Origin of the sequence: Changchengzhania lutea (assembly GCF_006974145.1) — a bacterium.
GTDB classification, from domain to species: domain Bacteria; phylum Bacteroidota; class Bacteroidia; order Flavobacteriales; family Flavobacteriaceae; genus Changchengzhania; species Changchengzhania lutea.
The window spans coordinates 2,434,658-2,453,105 of record NZ_CP039456.1 but is presented as its reverse complement, the minus strand read 5'-3'; the positions used below and the strand labels follow the sequence as shown (position 1 = coordinate 2,453,105).

Below are 18,448 nucleotides of genomic sequence, written 5' to 3'. Positions count from 1 at the left end.
CTTCTAATTTACTATTAATCATTAAAACAATGCCCTTAAGCCTAAGTTAAATGTTTGTCCTAAACCTGTATCGTTACCTCTTACAAAATTGGTATAAAGTGCCTCAATATTTAACACATCGCTTAATTGGTATTTTGCACCTCCTCCTAATGCTGTAAAATCTTGAGAAAAATCATTCCCAGCATCAATTAATTGTGAATGTTGTGCTAACGCCAGTATTGTAAAATTTGAACTTGGGAAGTAACTTAAAAACAGACCTGGAGTTAAACGTAAGCTATTATTAGCAAAACTATCTTCTTCTTTACCAAAGTTGTATTCTGTATTAAGCTCTGAAAACAACTGCCAATCACCACCTGCAAAACTGTAATCATAGAAAAAACGATTTTGGAATATAAAGCCATTTTGGTCTAAAAACACCCCATTATTGTTATTTACTGGTAAAAAATCTTCCGATTCGTTATCAACTAGAGGAATATGAAATGCCGTTAGAACAGTGAAATTTGAAACACTTTTAATAGGGTTAAACTTTATTGCAGGAGCAAAGGACGTAAAACCAGAACGCGCCGTTCCCCGCTCGCCATCAAAAGAAAATACATCTAAAGCATCTCTACCTGCAACGGCATTAGAACGAAACTCAAGCAACAAACCCATATTAAAATTGTTGTTATTTGAAATTCCTGTAAAAATGTCTACCGTTGATGTGAAATAAGTTTCACGTGCCTTGTCACTCTTTACACCATTAAATTTACTTTTCGTCTCCGTATAAAGATTATTAAACCATTTTATATCCCACTGCCCTTTCTTTAATAGTTTTGAAGGGGTATAGGTTTGAATATTACTTTTTGATGATTCCTGATTTTCTTCTTGTGAAAAACAATTAAAACTGAACGTTATGGCGACAAGTATTAGTAATGCTTTTTTCATCCTTTTGTTTTATTAATCGTAAAGTAACAACAGCTATGTCGAATAAAGTGATGGCTAACTTACACTTAATAAAAAAGATTTTTAATATCTTACGGAAGTATGAATCCTTACATTTAAAATTCAATTTAAACCCATTCTAAATTAACAACACCAAGATAAGTTATTATCTTTAGCTTCGACCAACTATACAACACAACCGCCAAACTATGGAAGAACACATCGTTATTATTGGAAACGGTATCTCTGGAGTAACCGCTGCCAGACATATTAGAAAACTTTCCGATAAAAAAATCACCATTATTTCAGCTGAAACCGATTATTTTTTCTCACGTACAGCGTTAATGTATGTCTATATGGGGCACATGAAGTTTGAACATACGCAACCTTACGAAAATTGGTTTTGGGAGAAAAATAGAATACACTTAAAAAAAGGCTTTGTAAAAACTGTTGACACCCAGAGTAAAACATTACACTTTCAAAAAGGTGACACGCTTCAATATGACAAACTCATTATTGCCACAGGCAGCAAACCCAATAAGTTTGGATGGCCCGGTCAAGATTTAAAAGGCGTGATGGGCATGTACCACAAACAAGATTTGGACCTTCTTGAAACCTACGCCCCCAATAACACGGTTTGTAAACGAGCAGTAATTGTCGGTGGTGGCTTAATTGGTATTGAACTTGCCGAAATGCTACACTCGCGTGATATCCCGGTGACATTTCTGGTTAGGGAAAGTAGTTTTTGGGACATTGTTTTACCAAGAGAGGAGAGTACAATGATTAACAGAGAAATCTTAAAAAATGGAATAGATTTACGTTTATCTACAAATCTTAAAGAAATCATTTCTGATGAAAACGGGCAAGTCAAATCCATTATAATTGAAGAAACAGGCGAGGAAATAGCCTGTGATGTTGTTGGCTTGACGGCTGGCGTATCACCAAATATAGATTTTATAAAAGACTCAGAAATAGAAACCGGTAGAGGTGTTAAAGTGAACCGTTTTCTCGAAACAAATATCCCTGATGTTTACGCTATTGGTGATTGTGCCGAACAACATAAAGGTATAGACCAACGCAGACCTATTGAGGCGGTATGGTATACAGGGCGCATGATGGGAGAAACGCTAGCACAGACCATTTGCGGAAACAGAATACCATATAAACCGGGACATTGGTTCAACTCCGCTAAGTTTTTCGACATTGAATATCAAACCTATGGTTGGGTTTGGGCAGAACCCAAAAGCCATGAAACTCGGTTTTATTGGGAACATACCGACGGGAACAAGGGCATACACCTAAGTTATAACAATACAACAGGGGAGTTTATAGGCATCAATACATTTGGTATTAGAATGCGGCATGACTTTTTTGATGCCGTTTTAACTGAAAAACGTTCGATTAATTATGTTTTAGAGCATTTGGCAGATGCTAATTTTGATCCTGAATTTTACAAACTTTACGAAAAAAACATCGTGGCAAAATTCAACTTAGAAAATAACACCAATGTGCAACTAAAAAAGAAAAGCTGGAAACGTATTTTCAGTGCTTAATCCTATGAAAAATATACAAAACATTGGTCTGAGCCTTTTTTTAATCGGACTGTCCGTTTTCACAGCGCTCATTTTCTTAGGCAAGTATGAGGTTACTTCTGAAGTGTTCGAATCTGTTATTAGTGATAAAGGCATAAAAAGTGACTTGTTCATCAATGACATGAATCAAGATGTCGTGGGGAAACCCTTCACCAATCCATTTACGCTTTCTTCAGAAATCACAACTGCCATAGAAAATGCGAATATAAAGCATCGAAAAAATGAGCTCTGGGATAAAGTCATTTGGGATAAGCCGCACAGCTTTTCTTATCAAATAGTAAAAGCTTCGGGCACCGGACTTATTAAACAGAATAAATGGCTTTTTTGGTGGCTAACTTTTGGTTTGGGTATTATTGGGGCACTCCTGTATATGACACCTAAAGTGATTACTTTAGGGCCGCCAGGCATTAAAAATAACGGCATTTGGTTTGATGCATCCACCAACAGAGGTTGGATAGGTTGGTTTGCCTTTATCTTTCTGGTCGGGTTTTATTTACTGCTGTATTTTAGACCAGATTATATTGTCAATTGGACCTATATAGTGGATCCCATTAGTAAAAATTTGAGCGGGAACTTAGCCAGCCAGTGGTTTTTGTACGGCTTTATGTATTGCACGGTAATGACGGTTATGGCCGTTAGAATGTATATTAAATACCGGCATAATAACTATCAAATACTACGTACTACATCTGTCTTGTTCTTTCAAATTGTTTTTGCCTTTTTAATTCCTGAAATTTTAGTGCGTTTTGAAAAACCTTGGTACGATTTTAAAAATGCCTTCCCATTAGATTATGATTTTTTCTTTAGTTGGAACCTAGACGAACTTATTACCAGTGGTGGCTTGGGATTATTCATTCTTATTTGGGGAATCGTGTTGACCTTAGTCATTGTGCCTGTGATGGTCTATTTCTTTGGAAAACGATGGTACTGCTCTTGGGTTTGTGGTTGTGGTGGACTCGCCGAAACTTTAGGGGATCCTTATCGGCAATTATCAGACAAATCGTTAATAGCATGGAAGTTTGAACGCTGGATTGTACATGGGGTTTTGGTTTTTGTATTAGTGATGACAGGTTTTACATTATACACTTACTTTTCAGGAAGCCCTTCGGTATTGGGCATTAAAACACAAACCGTTCAAGACATTTATGGTTTTTTAATAGGAGCCATTTTTGCAGGTGTTATTGGTACTGGCTTTTACCCTATTTTTGGTAATCGGGTATGGTGCCGTTTTGGCTGTCCGCTTGCTGCGTATTTAGGCCTGGTGCAACGCTTTAAATCCCGATTCAGAATAACCACTAACGGCGGCCAATGTATTTCATGTGGCAATTGCTCTACCTATTGCGAAATGGGCATCGATGTTAGGGCCTATGCCCAAAAAGGCGAAAACATTGTAAGATCCAGTTGCGTAGGCTGTGGTATTTGCAGTGCGGTTTGCCCGAGAGGTGTTTTAAAGTTAGAAAACGGACCTGAAAAAGGGCGTATCAATCCCACAGATATATTATTGGGAAATGATGTAGACTTAATGGATTTAGTGAATCAGAAATAGTAATAAGTTTACTTCTAGCTTCATCTTTTTTAAAAACGAGAATCAACAAATTTAATTAAGTAATAAACTTTTTTATTGCTTTAAAACAAAATTTATTTCACCACAAATGCCCCAAATAAAAGTCATTATCCCTGCTTATAACGAAGCAGACTCAATTTCCAAAGTCATCAAGGATATTCCCGCATTTGTCGATGAAATTATTGTAGTAAGCAATAATTCTACAGATGCCACAGAAGCCAATGCCAAACATGCAGGCGCCACTGTACTTACCGAAAACAGGAAAGGCTACGGATACGCCTGTTTAAAAGGTATGCAATACCTAGCAATACAAGAAAACAAACCAGATATTGTGGTTTTTTTAGATGGCGATTACAGTGATTACCCCGAAGAATTAACCAAAATAGTGCAGCCCATATTAGAAAAAAATATTGATTTTGTAATTGGCGCCCGTGTTAAACTACTACGAGAAGCAGGAGCTATGACGATACCTCAAGTTTTCGGAAATTGGTTAGCGACAAATTTAATGCGCCTTTTTTTTGGAGCAAAATTTACGGATCTTGGTCCGTTTAGAGCTATAAAATACACTAAATTACTAGCCCTGCATATGGAAGACAAAACCTATGGCTGGACGGTAGAAATGCAACTCAAAGCATTAAAACAAAAATTAACCTACACTGAAGTGCCGGTAAATTACAGAAATAGAATAGGTGTTTCAAAAGTTTCTGGCACCGTTAAAGGTGCTATATTTGCAGGGTTTAAAATTTTAGGTTGGATATTTCAATACAGTATTAAAAAATGATTCTCGTATCTATTATCATACTTATTTATACGATTGCGCTCATGCTCATACTTTTGTATGCCTTGGCGCAACTCAATTTGTTATTTAATTATTTGGGTTCTAAAAAGACAAAAAAGATAGCACCTCTATTAGATTTTTCAAAAGTAGATAGCATTCCCTTGGTCACCATACAGCTCCCTGTTTATAATGAAATGTATGTTATGGAACGTTTGCTCGATAATATCTCAAAAATAGACTACCCAAAAGACAAGCTCGAAATTCAAGTGTTAGATGATTCTACCGATGAAACGGTGGCCTCTACCTCTAATCATATCGCCATTTTAAAACAATCTGGATTAAACATCCAACACATCACCAGAACCAACCGGCAAGGTTTTAAGGCAGGCGCTTTAAAAGAAGGCTTGAGTGTAGCTAATGGTGAATTTATCGCCATTTTTGATTCAGATTTTTTACCAAAACCAGATTGGTTAAACCGCACTATCCCCTATTTTAAGGACCGAGCCATTGGTGTCGTGCAAACGCGTTGGAGCCATATTAATCGTAACTATTCCCTCCTTACAAAAATTCAGGCCTTCGCCCTAGATGCGCATTTTACGCTAGAGCAAGTAGGCCGAAACTCTAAAGGGCATTTTATCAATTTTAATGGAACCGCTGGTGTTTGGAGAAAATCTTGCATTATTGATGCTGGAAATTGGGAAGGCGATACACTAACCGAAGATTTAGATTTAAGCTACCGTGCCCAGTTAAAAAACTGGAAGTTTAAATATCTTGAAGATGTAGAAACACCTGCGGAACTGCCCATTATTATAAGTGCCGCTAGATCGCAGCAATTCAGGTGGAATAAGGGTGGTGCAGAAAATTTTAGAAAAATGATGTGGCGCATCTTAAAAAACGAAAATCTTTCGACCAAAACAAAAGCACATGGTCTTTTGCATTTGCTAAACAGCACCATGTTTTTAAACATACTTATCGTGGCCGTATTGAGTATTCCCATGCTTTACATCAAAAATGAATATGCGCACTTAAAACCCTACTTTTATGTGATGAGTTTCTTTGTAGTTAGTACCATAATCTTTTTTGGTTGCTACTGGGTGATGTATAAAAAAATATATGGTGGCGGCTTTAAAAATTTTATTAATTATATCGGTATGTTTTTCGTGTTTTTTTCAATAGCCATGGGTTTTTCCCTGCATAATTCCATTGCCGTTTTAGAAGGCCATTTAGGAAAAAAAAGTGACTTTATACGCACCCCAAAATTCAATATCAAAACCTTTAAAGACAATATGAAGCGCAACAAATACATCAAAAGAACCGTGTCTGTGCATGTTATTTTTGAAGGTTTACTTATGCTCTATTTTGCTTTTGGTATGTATAGCGCTTTTGTAGTAGGTGATACTGGCGGCGACTTTGGGCTGTTCCCGTTTCATCTCATGCTCTTTTTAGGATTTGGTTATGTGTTTTTTAAATCACTGACTTCTAAAGTTTGAAGCAAGGGTGTTCATCTAAAAATGAAGTTTTAAAAAGCGTGCCACTACAATCAATAATTCAGAGACAAGTTTGTTCGACATTAAGAGTACTTTAGCTTTAAAAAGCTACAACAAATAAAAACTATATTTGAACCATGCGGCTCAACCCATCGCTTTTAAAATTATATAGAACACCCCTATTTATAATATTGGCAAGCGTCTTGTTCTATATCTCATTTGGGTATGATTTGGTTCGCACTGATTATTTCAAACTCATCACCTTATATACGGCACTTTTCTATTTGTTTTATAAATTGGTGACCTTATTAAAAACCCATTATCAGTTGTTAATTTGGGTGGCTTTTATTTTTAGAGCTGTTTTTATTTTGGCTATCCCCAATCTCTCGCAGGACTTTTACCGCTTTATTTGGGATGGCCGTATGATTCTCGAAGGCTTTAACCCTTATTTATTTACGGTGGAATCGTTTATAAATTCTGGTGAATTTCCAGTGGCTCAGACCCAAGAATTATACGCAGGCATGGGCGCATTAAACGGCAGCCATTTCACCAATTACCCACCCATAAATCAGCTTTGTTTTACTATTGCTGCCCTGTTTGCCAGTAAAAGTATATTAGGTTCTGTGGTGGTGATGCGTATGATTATTATCGCTGCCGATTTTGGAATCCTTTACTTCGGAAAAAAATTATTAGAGCGTTTAAACATACCCGTTCACAATATATTTTGGTTCATTCTAAATCCGTTTATAATTATTGAATTAACTGGAAACCTCCATTTCGAAGGGGTTATGATCTTCTTTTTGGTTTGGAGTTTCTATTTATTACATCGTGGAAAATGGCAATGGGCCGCTGTGGTTTTGACGCTGTCAATTTCAGTTAAATTGATTCCCTTAATATTTTTGCCTTTGTTTTTTCAATGGTTTACAAAACAGAATGGCATTGCGACTAAAACAAAGCCATCTGCTAAAAAAGATGGGCTGGCTTTGTCGCTTACTCCTCGCCATGACCTCATGCATCGAATAGCTAAATTAGTTGGTTTTTATATTATAGTTGGTCTAACCACGATCTTCCTATTTGCACCGTTTTATTCCTCTGCGTTTATAAATAACTACACCGAAACGGTTGGTTTATGGTTTACTAACTTTGAGTTTAACGCCAGTTTATACTACGTTGCCAGAGAAATAGGATATCTTTTTAGAGGGTATAATGAAATAGCTATCATTGGTGAAATAATGTCATTATTGGCTGTTATCTTTATTTTAACACTAAGTTTTTTTAGGAAAAACACAACCTTAAAAGCCCTGATTTCAGGCATGTTATTGGTGCTTACGTTTTATTATTTTACGGCAACCACAGTGCATCCTTGGTATATAGCAACGCTTTTAATATTATCTGTATTCACAAGGTATAAGTTTCCATTGGTTTGGAGTTTTGTTATCATTTTAAGCTATCTAACTTATAGTAACACTGATAATTCCGAAAATCTTTACATTATACTAATAGAATATGTTATTGTGTACGGGGTATTTTTCTGGGAAATCTTTTTTAAAAACAAAGGAGATTTATTTTGTAAAGACAAAAAACTAAAGTAATAGCAAACTATCTATTCTGTAAATAGTATCGTCTGTAATTTTACTTATCACCTCGGAGAATGTGAGTTTAAAATCCTTATCGACAAATGAATTGTCGGTGTTCAATTTATATTTGTACAAAGCTTTTGGGCTTATTTCCTCAAAATCTACTTCGGTACCATCATCAAATAAAAACGTATAGTATCCGTTTTTGTACTTCTGAAATGTTGCAATTCCCATGTATACTAATTTTAATCTTCTTCTTCGGCTTCAATATCCTCAAGTTCAACTTCGGGAGTTTCCTTATTCACAGAATCATCCAAAATATCATCATCATCATCATCTCCAAAATCTTCCATAGCTTTCACTAAGCGCACCCCTACTTTTACCAAATAGATATAGTCGTCCGTTCTTACCTCAACCGCTTCTATAATTTCATTATGTATATTTTTAAATGAAATTATGTGGTCGTCGTCATACCCATCGGGATATTTTTCAACTAACAACGTTAAGATTTCTGGGGTTAATTTTTTAAAATCAACGATAACGCGTTTTAAATTATCATTTCTTTTTTTCATTTTCTGCTAAAAAAGTTTCACAAGTTAAATATACTTATTTATGATTATTCTACACAAATAACGTATAAAAAAAGTTTTCTACTGTTTTACAGCATTTTAACCAGAGTCTTTAGAAGCTTTTGTATTAAAAGAGAGATAGAAAAATGAAACATTTTTAATAAAGATTTTAATTTGTTGCAATAAATTTAAATACTAAAGCATCTTCAGCGTATTCAACTCTTGTTCTGTTAAATGTTTCCAACTACCACGAGGGATGTCTTTTTTGGTAAGATGTCCAATGGCCACACAGTCTAAACCAATAATCTCATATTTTAAATAATCAAAAATAGATCGGATAATAGTATTGCCTGTGTTCTTTATCTTCAAACCTATTTCTTTTTTTGAAGCACCATCAATATAACTAATCTCTTCGACTGCTATGAGCTTTCCATCAATTTTAAAACCTGTCTGAATCTTTTTTAAATCTTCAAGTTTTAAATTTTTATCTAATTCAATATGAAATAAGCGTGCTACACCATGTTTCGAGTTTGTGAATTTATCTGCTATAACATCATCATTGGTAAACAATAATAAACCTTTAGAGTTTCTGCCCAACCGTCCAATAGGTTTTATCCTCGAACTTGTAGCATTCGCAACCAAATCCATTACGGTTCTGCCTTTGCCCTCACTTGTGGTTGTAGCAAATCCTTTAGGTTTGTTAAGCAATACGTAAGCTTTTTTCTCTGGGTTTATTCTTGCGCCATCATAACGCACTTCGTCATCCAATTTCACTTTGTAGCCCATCTCTGTAATCACTTTCCCATTTACAGAAACTAATCCGGTCGCAATATGCACATCGGCCTCACGACGCGAGCACATGCCTGAATTGGCAACATATTTATTTAGTCGAATCTCATCTGGATTAGAAGGTTTTTGCCGTTGTGATGCTTTTTTTGGTGCAGAATCACTTTTTTTAAACGGCGTATTCCCTTTTACAAAACTTTTCTTATAGTCCTTTTTAGAGTCACTAACCGGAGTCTTTCCTTTTCGTTGTCCACCTTTCTGATTACTCATTGCTTAAATTTTTTGCAAAGATACTGAAAGCTAATTTGCTTTTATGCACCTATTTAACAAAATCTCCCTTAAAAAGAATAGCGGGATAATTTTATCAAATCCGATTTAAAACGACATCAATATTGATTAATACAATACAAAATACACCGGCTACAATGATAAATTTGAGGATATTATGAAGTATTAAATAGTCTGTTTTAGTTTTAGATTTCCAAAGTAAAATCATAAACACGGCCAATAAGCCTAAGCTAAGATAAAAGTAAATATACATGTGCCCTACCTCAAAACGGTACAGTAATAAGTAGGTTGGGATCAGTGTTAAAATGGATAATATGGTGAGCATAACCTTTGAAGCCGTTTCGCCATAAACGATTGGAATGGTTCTATAATTCTGTGCTAAGTCCCCTATAATATTTTCTAGATCTTTTGTCAGTTCCCGCATAGAAATAATTAAAAACAGAAAAATTGCATGTACAAAAATGACCGTTTCAAAATTTTTATAATACATAAAAATGGCAAAGAATGGCGTGATGGTCAAGACAGCTGATGTTAGGTTACCAATAAAGGGCATCTTTTTTAATCGGTGTGAATAAAACCAAATTCCAAAAATATAGATAGAAAAAAAAACAACAGCTTTGAAGGATACATAACTAACCATGATGACTGCCATAAAATTAAGAACAAAGTAAAAAGACAGTTTCGTGTTCTGACTCACCAAACGGTCTAATCTGGACTTATAAGGTTTATTGATTAAATCCTTCTCTGAATCATAAAAATTATTAATAATATAACCAGCAGCAATAGTAACAGCCGAAGCTAGCACCAACATAAAAAGGTTAGCGTCAAATAAAACGGATTTTAGAGGTTTGTCGTGCGCCATGATATACACCGATGCTAAATACTGCGCAATGACAATGACCAGAATATTATAGCCTCGGACAACAGAAAACAAACTGAAAAATTTAAGTAGAATGTGTTTCTGTTTTCTAGATAACATCGAATAAGTATTTGGTGACATCCTAAAACAATCCCGATAGCTATCGGGACAGAATGACATTAAATGAAGTTTAGAAGCTGTAAACCACTTCCAATTTATGATCCTTAAGAGCTAATTTTGCGTTTTCAATATTCTCTGTAAAACCAAGTATATAACCACCGCCACCAGAGCCACAAAGCTTTAAATAGTAAGCATTTGTTTCAATGCCTTTTTTCCATAAATCATGAAATTGATGTGGAATCATAGGCTTAAAATGGTTTAGCACCACTTTCGAAAGTCGTTTGGTGTTTTTAAACAAGGACTTTACGTCCCCTTTTAGAAAATCTTCAACACAGGCATCGGTATGTTTAATAAATTGGTTCTTCAACATACTTCGAAAGCCTTCCTGTTTCATATTCTCCATAAAAATACCTACCATTGGTGCTGTTTCACCAATAATTCCGCTATCCAATAAGAACACGGCATTTTTACCTTCTGTATTTTGAGAAGGTATGCCCGTGGCTTCAATATGATCTTTTGAATTGATTAATATGGGAATACTTAAATAACTGTTTAATGGATCTAAGCCTGAAGACTTACCATGAAAGAAAGACTCCATTTCAGAAAAAATGGTTTTCAGTTTTAAGAGCTTTTCACGTGTCAGGTTTTCAAGAACCGTAATCTTATTTTGTGCATATTTATCGTAAATAGCAGCAACTAATGCCCCACTACTTCCAACCCCGTAGCCTTGTGGAATTGAAGAATCAAAATACATGCCTCTATCAACATCATCACTTAGGCTTTGTGTATCAAAAACAACCAAATCCCTATCTATACTTTCTAAATAATCAACAAAACGTTTTAAGCTTTCGTTCGAAGCCATAGCGCTTTCACTTGGATTTTCATCCGTTTTTAAAGCACCATTATAAAAATTATAAGGGATAGATAAACCTTTGGAATCTTTAATGATACCGTATTCACCAAAGAGTAATATTTTTGAATAAAAAAGAGGTCCTTTCATTCTTTAACCTAGATTTAGAGTTATAAAGTTACAATTGTTTTGCTCCATTACCAATTTTATCGCAAATATAATGCCCGTTTTGGCAATATGCAACTAATTCATTCTTAATGAATTTCAACACTTTGTCGGTTTCTTTTTCAGGATACAATACATGTACATTTGCACCAGCATCTAAAGTAAAACAAACTTTTGAACCGGTTTCCTGCCTAAAACTCCAGATTTTATTGATTATTTCTACGGTGTTTGGTTTCATTAATATAAAGTATGGCATGCTCGTCATCATCATAGCGTGCAAAGTTAGGGCCTCACTTTCTACCAATGCAACAAATTCATCGAGATTTCCTTCTTGTAAAATCTCAGTTAGTTTTGATAGGTTGGTATGCGCTTGCTTAAAACGTTCTTGGGCAAAGGGATGATTATGCATTAAACTATGACCAACCGTACTACTCACTTGCTTCTCGCCTTTATCAACCAATAAAATGGTATCCTGGTAATTCCTAAAATCCGGATGAACTTGAAATGGAAATTTTACACCAAATAGGTCGCTACTCTCTTCAATAGTTTTATTTTCGCCCCATACAATTAACGCTCCTTCTAGACTGCGGCAGGCACTACCAGAACCTAAGCGTGCCAAAAACGAGGCTTTCTTTATAAAAAATCCATCAGTAATAATCTCATCGCTTAGAACGTTTTCAATGCTCATAAGGCATAAGGCCAATGCGCTCATACCTGATGCAGAGGATGCAATTCCAGAACTGTGTGGAAATGTATTGGACGTTTCAATTGTAAAATGATACGCTTTCAAAAATGGTAAATAGTTCTCAATACGCTTGAAAAACGTTTCAATTTTCGGTTTGAAATCATCCTTCCTTTGGCCTTCTAAAAATACATCAAAAGAAAAGGAATCACTCACTTCTCTTTTAACAAAACTCAAAGTCGTAATAGTTTTACAATCATTCAGCGTAAAGCTAATAGATGGATTTTCTGGAATTTGATCTTCCTTTTTTCCCCAGTATTTAACAAGCGCTATATTACTTGGTGATGACCATTTAAAAGATCCATTTTCTAGAGTATAGGTATACGTATTTGGAATAAACTCTTGTTCTGTCATTTGTTATATTTCAGTTGACAAAGATAGCAACTTTAGCATTGTCTTGTAGTTTCTCGCTGTCGCTGTAGTTTTTAGTTTTCGTTCAAAATAATTATTATTATACTTTGTTCTGCCGTAGCCTATTGAGGAATAGAAATAAATACATCGGTCTGTTATAATAAATTCTTCGTTGGGATGTGACATTTTTGAAATTTCCTGGACTGCTATTTCTTCTGGGATTGAATATAATAATGAGAAATAACTGTGTTGTTTTTTTTCTTCTGAAAAAGGGCAGTCATCAAAAATTTTTTTAAGTTCCCCTGGCGTTTTCACTAAAACTGGCACTTCAAAACCGAAATTCGATTTAATTGCTTCGTGTATGTTCAATTCTAAATTTTGAATGTTTTCTTCGGATGATTCAAATATGAGATTGCCACTTTGAATGTAGGTCTGTACGTTTTTTAGACCAGATTCTGAGAGTAAGGTTCTTAAATCGGCCATCGGTATTTTTTTATGTCCGCTAACGTTTATCCCTCTTAACAGCGCTATGTAGGTTTGCATTAAAATCCTTGTTTTTGGTTAAGAAATCTATACACCAACACGCCGTACGGTTTTATAAGATAGTGCATAGAATAATTAAATTTTTCTAAAGGAATGGAATGATACGAATATTTTTATAGCGTACTTGAAAAGCTTCAGGATAGTCAACAATTAAATTTAACTGTCTCTCAATGTCTCCCCAAAATTCATCTTCCTTACCTGTAAACTCCATAAAGCATTTGGCTTTATAAAATTCAATTCGTGCTTCCTCAGAAAATTCAATATGCCTATCTGCCATATTGCGCTTTGATATCTTCCCAAGGATGTGTTTTTAAAGTTCCTTCGTCATCTTTTCTAATCATGTCATCCATCATCGCTTTATACGCTTCTGAAGGCTCGCTGTATCGTAAAGCGATATCTTCTAAAGTAAATTCAATATAATTTTTTAAAGATCGTTTTTGAAGTTTTGCCTGTTTTTCTAAAATAGCAATGGCTTTATCGTCTAATTCTATGAGTTTCTTTGTTTTTTCCATAGTATATACATTATATATATCAAATATATAAAAAATATATTACTGACATCCAACAGTCTGACATATAAATTATTTCGAAATAGCCTTTGCTGCAATGTAGCCTCCGGTCCATGCATTTTGAAAATTAAATCCTCCAGTAACGGCATCGATATTTAATACTTCCCCTGCAAAATATAGATTCTTAATTCGTTTACTTTCAAAGGTTTTAAAATTGATTTCTTTAAGATTTACCCCGCCAGCAGTTACAAATTCTTCTTTAAAGGTACTTTTACCATCTACATTAAAAATGGCTTGGGTTAACTGACTTGTTAATGCTTCTAATTGCTGTTTGTTTAAATCTGCCCAACGTGTTTGCTCGTCAATTCCTGAAGCTAAAACCAATTGATGCCAAAGGCGTTTTGGTAATTCAAAATGTGTAGATTTAAATACCGTCTTTTTAGCCAAATCTTTTTTTGATGCTTTTAAACATTCCAAACAGTCATCAAAGGTTTGTCTTATAAAATTCACTTCTATTTGAAATTTATAATCTCGTTTTGCCAGATCTAAGGCTCCAAAAGCGGAAAGTTTTAATATAGCTGGTGCGCTAAATCCCCAATGTGTAATAAGCAATGGCCCTTCACTGCATAAATCGGTATTTACAACTTTTACCTCAACATTTAAAGCCACAACACCTGGAATATCTTTAATACGATCATCTTTTACATTGAAAGTAAACAAGGATGGTACAGGTTGGGAAACCGTGTGGCCTAAAGCTTCCAAAAGCTTCCATATTTTTGGATTACTCCCAGTTGCCATTAATGTTTTTTCTGATGAAAAATGTTCCTGGGAAGTTTCAATCTGAAATAATTCATCTATCTTTTTAAGTGATTTTACTGAATGATTGTAGAAGATCTCTACACTATACTTTTCGGCTTCATTTAAAAAACAATCAATAATGGTTTGTGATGAATTGGAAACAGGAAACATTCGCCCATCATCTTCAATCTTTAATGTCACACCGCGTTTTTCAAACCATTCCATAGTATCACCCGTCATAAATTGATGGAAAGGGCCTAGTAATTCCTTTTCACCACGGGGGTAATTCAATACCAAGTCTGAAGGCACAAATTCGGCGTGTGTCACATTACAACGGCCCCCACCCGATACTTTAACTTTGGCAAGCACCTCTTTTCCACGCTCTAGAATAGCAACTTTCAATTCTGGATTTTGTTCTGCTATATTGATGGCTGCAAAAAAACCTGCCGCTCCTCCGCCAACAATAATAACATCCCTTTTGATCATAATCTATTAGGAAAATCGGAAATAATAGCGTCTACCCCATATTCTTTCATACGTGCAATAGGCTTCAAATTGTTAACCGTATAAGTAAACACTTTGTAATCCTTCTGCAACTCCTCTACAATATCTTTACTCAACATGGTATGGTCTGGGTGGATAGTACGTGCTTTTACTTTTTGAGCGAGAGCAACGGCTTCTTCCAAATTTGTATGGGTAAGAACGCCTAATGGGATATTCTTATTCAAATTATATACGGTCTCTAATAAAGTTGGTTGGTAACTGGATACTAAAATATCATCATACCCCAAGCCTTTCTTATCAATGTAGAATTTTATTAGCCTGCATGCTTCTTTAGCTGTGTTTTGTCCTTTTAATTCAATATTAATCAGACATCTTTTATCAACAAAAGCCAATACTTGAGATAATGTTGGGATTTTATAATTCCCTTTAACCTTAACCTTTTTTAACTCATTGAGTGTATGTTTTGCTACTTCGCCACTGCCATTAGTCATTCTATCTAAAGTAAAGTCATGAAAAACAACCAATTCTCCAGAGGCGCATAAATGCACATCTATTTCTACGCCGTCAACTCCTAAATCTAAAGCTTTTTGAATGGACTCCAACGTATTTTCAGTAATGTGTCCTTTTGCTCCTCGATGTCCAATTTTTAAAATTTTATTCATACTTAATTTTTCGGTCGCATTAAACCTTCTTGTGTTACAGATGCTATTAGTTTTCCATCTCTAGTAAAAATATTCCCTCTGGCAAAGCCTCTTGCACTTGAAGTACTTGGAGATTCCATTGAAAAAAGCAGCCAATCACTGAAATCAAATTCTCTAAAATACCACATGGAATGATCTAAACTTGCGGTCTGTGTGTTTCCCCAGTGGGCTATACTGGCATGTGGGTTAAGGGCAGATACCAAAATATTATAATCTGAAACGTAGGTTAAAATTTGTTGTTTAGTTGCTAAATCTAAATCAGTCATGTTGCCTTTAAGTTTAAACCAAACATCATAATAAGGTGGTAAATTTTTTTTCTCCAAAGGATTTACAAACTCAGCTGGTTTAAAATCTACAGGGCGTTCTATTTCAAAAAATGCCTTGAGTCCTTTTGGTATGATATTGCCATATTTCCTGAGCATATCAGTCCAACTTAATAAGTCTTCTGGTTGCTTTAAATTTGGTTTCATTTCAATTTGATGATCATATCCCATCTCTGGCTTATGAAAAGACGCCGATAGTATAAATATGGTATTCCCTTTTTGATGCGCTGTAACCCTACGTACTGAAAAACTCCCGCCATCTCGCACCACACTCACGTTATAAGTAATTGGACATTCTAAATCGCCAGCTTCTAAAAAATACGAATGCATTGAATGTAGGACCCGTTTGTTAGTAATCGTTCTACTGGCTGCGTTTATAGCTTGCGCTAAAACCTGGCCTCCAAACACTATGGGGCTGCCAACGGATTTACTAATACCATTAAATTCATTCTCATTAGTTTTTTCTAAAACTAAAAGATTTAATAAATCGTTTACTGTAGTCATATATTTTAAACTATATCCTAGATTTTATTAAAACTAAAGGCGTTTTTATAGTGACTGGTTTAAATTTTTATGATTGACTAAAAAATGGTCCTTTTGCACCCATTTTTCGCCTTTTTTTAGTTCCGTAGCGATGCTATGCAACAAATAAAAGCCTTCAACTGGTCACAAAATGTCTAATTTTCGCTATAATCCAAAAAGTTTAAACCAGTTCACTGTTATTTGTTAGAATTACAATGAACTCATCTTGACTTTTTCTATTTCCTAAAAAATGGCCGAAATCTACCCATATTTCGTTGCTTTTTTTATCCGTAGCGATGCTATGGCTTTCAAAAAGTGCCTAATCTGGACAAATTTCATCTCTCCCGATAGCCATCGGATTCGGTTAAACACAAAAAGTCAAGATGAGTTCAATACCATTATAAGTGATAAAATGGACGTATCCAACTTTTGTGACAATCAAATTTTTAACAGAAGGCAATTTATGACATTTCCATTAAACCGTATAGTCATTGTTGTATTACTTTCTTTGTAATTGTAATTCTGAAAAGACCTTCTTACATTACGTAGACATAATTACTTAAAAAGAATTAGTATAGATAAAAAATAAAGTCATGTGGATTCTGTAGTTAATTGCAGGGCAAACTCACACTTTTATTCCTAAGATCTTAATAAGATAGTTGTTATTGTAAGCCGCTTTTAGCCTTTTTCCTTTTAGTCCTTGCTTGGTTTGTTTATCTTTTCTTAGCAAGTTTAGTGCAATTTTGCTTAGTATAGAGAAATTTTGGGCAGCATTACCAGCTCTTTTTCTTGAGGCGTCTTCAGAGAAAGCCACATCGAGTACCCAATGTAGTTTGTTTTCAATTCCCCAATGTAAGCGTATCATTTTCTGTAGTGCTTTTGCATCTGTTTTCACACTTGATATATAATATCTTGTAGCTGTTTCTGTTGGCTTGTCGGAGTTTTTAAATTCTCTAATACTTTCTACTTTTACTATACTTTCCAGCCCTGTCCATTTATCTTGGTCTTCAATAAATTTAAAGTCATTGATAACACTACATTTTCGTGTTTCTATCCTGCCGTGTCCCAGATCTTCATCGGTATGGCTATCTATAGTCTTGCCAAAGCGAAATTCGTCTAGAATATCTTGATGCAATTGCTTTTGGTTTTCTTTTACAGCTAAGATGTAATCTGCTTCTTGTTTAATAATAGTTTCTGCAATAGCCTTTTGACAGCCCATGGCATCAATGGTAACTACACATCCTTTTACAGTAATTAGTTCCAGTAGTTTTGGTATGGCCGTAATTTCATTGGATTTTTCAGAAACCTTGACCTGTCCTAAAACCATATTGTTTTTGCTTGCCCAAGCACTTACCATGTGAAAAGGGGATTTCTTACCATTAGATTTAGCACCTCTCAAGGTTTTACCATCAATGGGAATAACCTCGCCAGCCGTTATATCAATCAAATTAGAGACCCAATCTATAAAACAGGTTTCAAATTGTTCTGAATCAATGGAAGAGAACACTCGGTTAAAGGTGTCATCAGAGGGCGTACCATTTGGCAAATCAAGAAATGAACGCAAAAAATCTACTTTTGCTTTGGCATAAGTTTCCATATCTTTCCATGAATCTGCCGCACAAATCACACTAATTATACCAATAAGAAGGATGTCTTCTAAGTTATGAAGCTTGTTTATATCGCTTCTAGGATCGTTTATCTTACTGAATATAGACTTGAATTTGTTCATTGTTTTTAAAACACTTAAATTATTGATTATCAGTATAATATACAATAATTTAAAATGAAAAACAACAGCTATCTAACTAAATATCAGATAATTAAGTGTGTTTTTAAGTAAACAAAATGGCTGAAAAAAGTGTGAGTTTGCCCTGTAGTTAATTGACCCACCATCATGTT

General features: G+C 34.9%; 20 protein-coding genes. 6 read left to right on the top strand and 14 right to left on the bottom strand.

The window, feature by feature from the left end; translation table 11 throughout:
- Nucleotides 1–21: 21 nt before the first annotated feature.
- Nucleotides 22–924, bottom strand: a complete 903-nt coding sequence (locus tag FAF07_RS11020; protein WP_142785162.1) for a hypothetical protein — start codon at nucleotides 922–924, stop codon at nucleotides 22–24.
- Nucleotides 925–1,130: 206 nt separating this feature from the next.
- On the opposite strand from FAF07_RS11020, the gene FAF07_RS11015 reads away from it, so the two are divergent.
- The 5 genes from FAF07_RS11015 (at nucleotide 1,131) to FAF07_RS10995 (ending at nucleotide 7,934) form a co-directional block, all read left to right on the top strand.
- Entirely contained in the window at nucleotides 1,131–2,474 is a 1,344-nt protein-coding gene (locus tag FAF07_RS11015; protein WP_142785161.1) for an NAD(P)/FAD-dependent oxidoreductase, read from the top strand.
- Nucleotides 2,475–2,478: 4 nt separating this feature from the next.
- A complete protein-coding gene (locus FAF07_RS11010) occupies nucleotides 2,479–4,059 on the top strand; it encodes a 4Fe-4S binding protein (RefSeq protein ID WP_142785160.1) in 1,581 nt (526 codons plus the stop codon).
- A gap of 106 nt (nucleotides 4,060–4,165) precedes the next feature.
- The gene (locus tag FAF07_RS11005; protein ID WP_142785159.1) at nucleotides 4,166–4,858 is read left to right on the top strand and encodes a glycosyltransferase family 2 protein; all 693 of its coding nucleotides are present in this window, start codon (nucleotides 4,166–4,168) and stop codon (nucleotides 4,856–4,858) included.
- Nucleotides 4,855–6,345, top strand: a complete 1,491-nt coding sequence (locus tag FAF07_RS11000; protein ID WP_142785158.1) for a cellulose synthase family protein — start codon at nucleotides 4,855–4,857, stop codon at nucleotides 6,343–6,345. The genes FAF07_RS11005 and FAF07_RS11000 overlap by 4 nt, the downstream gene beginning before the upstream one ends.
- A gap of 134 nt (nucleotides 6,346–6,479) precedes the next feature.
- A complete protein-coding gene (locus FAF07_RS10995) occupies nucleotides 6,480–7,934 on the top strand; it encodes a mannosyltransferase (RefSeq protein ID WP_142785157.1) in 1,455 nt (484 codons plus the stop codon).
- On the opposite strand, the gene FAF07_RS10990 is transcribed toward FAF07_RS10995, so the two are convergent.
- The 12 genes from FAF07_RS10990 to FAF07_RS10935 form a co-directional block, all read right to left on the bottom strand.
- Nucleotides 7,926–8,153 (bottom strand): hypothetical protein, encoded by a 228-nt coding sequence (locus tag FAF07_RS10990; protein ID WP_142785156.1) that lies wholly within the window; start codon nucleotides 8,151–8,153, stop codon nucleotides 7,926–7,928. The two genes, FAF07_RS10995 and FAF07_RS10990, sit on opposite strands and share 9 nt — an antisense overlap.
- 11 nt (nucleotides 8,154–8,164) lie before the next feature.
- Nucleotides 8,165–8,491 (bottom strand): hypothetical protein, encoded by a 327-nt coding sequence (locus FAF07_RS10985; protein WP_142785155.1) that lies wholly within the window; start codon nucleotides 8,489–8,491, stop codon nucleotides 8,165–8,167.
- A gap of 192 nt (nucleotides 8,492–8,683) precedes the next feature.
- On the bottom strand, nucleotides 8,684–9,544 hold the full coding sequence (locus FAF07_RS10980; RefSeq protein ID WP_142785154.1) for a pseudouridine synthase: 861 nt from the start codon (nucleotides 9,542–9,544) through the stop codon (nucleotides 8,684–8,686).
- 94 nt (nucleotides 9,545–9,638) lie between these two features.
- Nucleotides 9,639–10,541: a geranylgeranylglycerol-phosphate geranylgeranyltransferase gene (locus FAF07_RS10975; RefSeq protein WP_142785153.1), complete on the bottom strand. Its 903-nt coding sequence runs from the start codon at nucleotides 10,539–10,541 to the stop codon at nucleotides 9,639–9,641.
- A gap of 70 nt (nucleotides 10,542–10,611) precedes the next feature.
- On the bottom strand, nucleotides 10,612–11,541 hold the full coding sequence (locus tag FAF07_RS10970; protein ID WP_142785152.1) for a mevalonate kinase family protein: 930 nt from the start codon (nucleotides 11,539–11,541) through the stop codon (nucleotides 10,612–10,614).
- 28 nt (nucleotides 11,542–11,569) lie between these two features.
- Nucleotides 11,570–12,652 carry a diphosphomevalonate/mevalonate 3,5-bisphosphate decarboxylase family protein gene (locus FAF07_RS10965; RefSeq protein ID WP_142785151.1) on the bottom strand — a complete coding sequence of 361 codons (1,083 nt, stop codon included), beginning with the start codon at nucleotides 12,650–12,652 and terminating at the stop codon, nucleotides 11,570–11,572.
- 3 nt (nucleotides 12,653–12,655) lie between these two features.
- Nucleotides 12,656–13,192 (bottom strand): DUF1697 domain-containing protein, encoded by a 537-nt coding sequence (locus FAF07_RS10960; protein ID WP_142785150.1) that lies wholly within the window; start codon nucleotides 13,190–13,192, stop codon nucleotides 12,656–12,658.
- Nucleotides 13,193–13,277: 85 nt separating this feature from the next.
- Nucleotides 13,278–13,469 (bottom strand): hypothetical protein, encoded by a 192-nt coding sequence (locus tag FAF07_RS10955; RefSeq protein ID WP_142785149.1) that lies wholly within the window; start codon nucleotides 13,467–13,469, stop codon nucleotides 13,278–13,280.
- Nucleotides 13,459–13,704 carry a hypothetical protein gene (locus tag FAF07_RS10950; protein ID WP_142785148.1) on the bottom strand — a complete coding sequence of 82 codons (246 nt, stop codon included), beginning with the start codon at nucleotides 13,702–13,704 and terminating at the stop codon, nucleotides 13,459–13,461. Before FAF07_RS10950 ends, FAF07_RS10955 begins: the two co-directional genes overlap by 11 nt.
- A 69-nt stretch (nucleotides 13,705–13,773) precedes the next feature.
- The gene (locus FAF07_RS10945; RefSeq protein WP_142785147.1) at nucleotides 13,774–14,985 is read right to left on the bottom strand and encodes a BaiN/RdsA family NAD(P)/FAD-dependent oxidoreductase; all 1,212 of its coding nucleotides are present in this window, start codon (nucleotides 14,983–14,985) and stop codon (nucleotides 13,774–13,776) included.
- Entirely contained in the window at nucleotides 14,982–15,665 is a 684-nt protein-coding gene (locus tag FAF07_RS10940) for a glycerophosphodiester phosphodiesterase (protein WP_142785146.1), read from the bottom strand. The genes FAF07_RS10945 and FAF07_RS10940 overlap by 4 nt, the downstream gene beginning before the upstream one ends.
- 2 nt (nucleotides 15,666–15,667) lie before the next feature.
- Complete coding sequence (locus FAF07_RS10935) at nucleotides 15,668–16,531, bottom strand: acyl-CoA thioesterase (RefSeq protein WP_142785145.1); 864 nt, start codon at nucleotides 16,529–16,531, stop codon at nucleotides 15,668–15,670.
- Nucleotides 16,532–16,799: 268 nt separating this feature from the next.
- On the opposite strand from FAF07_RS10935, the gene FAF07_RS10930 reads away from it, so the two are divergent.
- Entirely contained in the window at nucleotides 16,800–17,063 is a 264-nt protein-coding gene (locus tag FAF07_RS10930) for a hypothetical protein (RefSeq protein WP_142785144.1), read from the top strand.
- A 111-nt stretch (nucleotides 17,064–17,174) separates the two neighbouring features.
- Here the strand turns inward: FAF07_RS10930 and FAF07_RS10925 are convergent, their stop codons facing one another.
- Entirely contained in the window at nucleotides 17,175–18,278 is a 1,104-nt protein-coding gene (locus tag FAF07_RS10925) for an ISAs1 family transposase (protein ID WP_142785143.1), read from the bottom strand.
- Nucleotides 18,279–18,448: the final 170 nt, after the last annotated feature.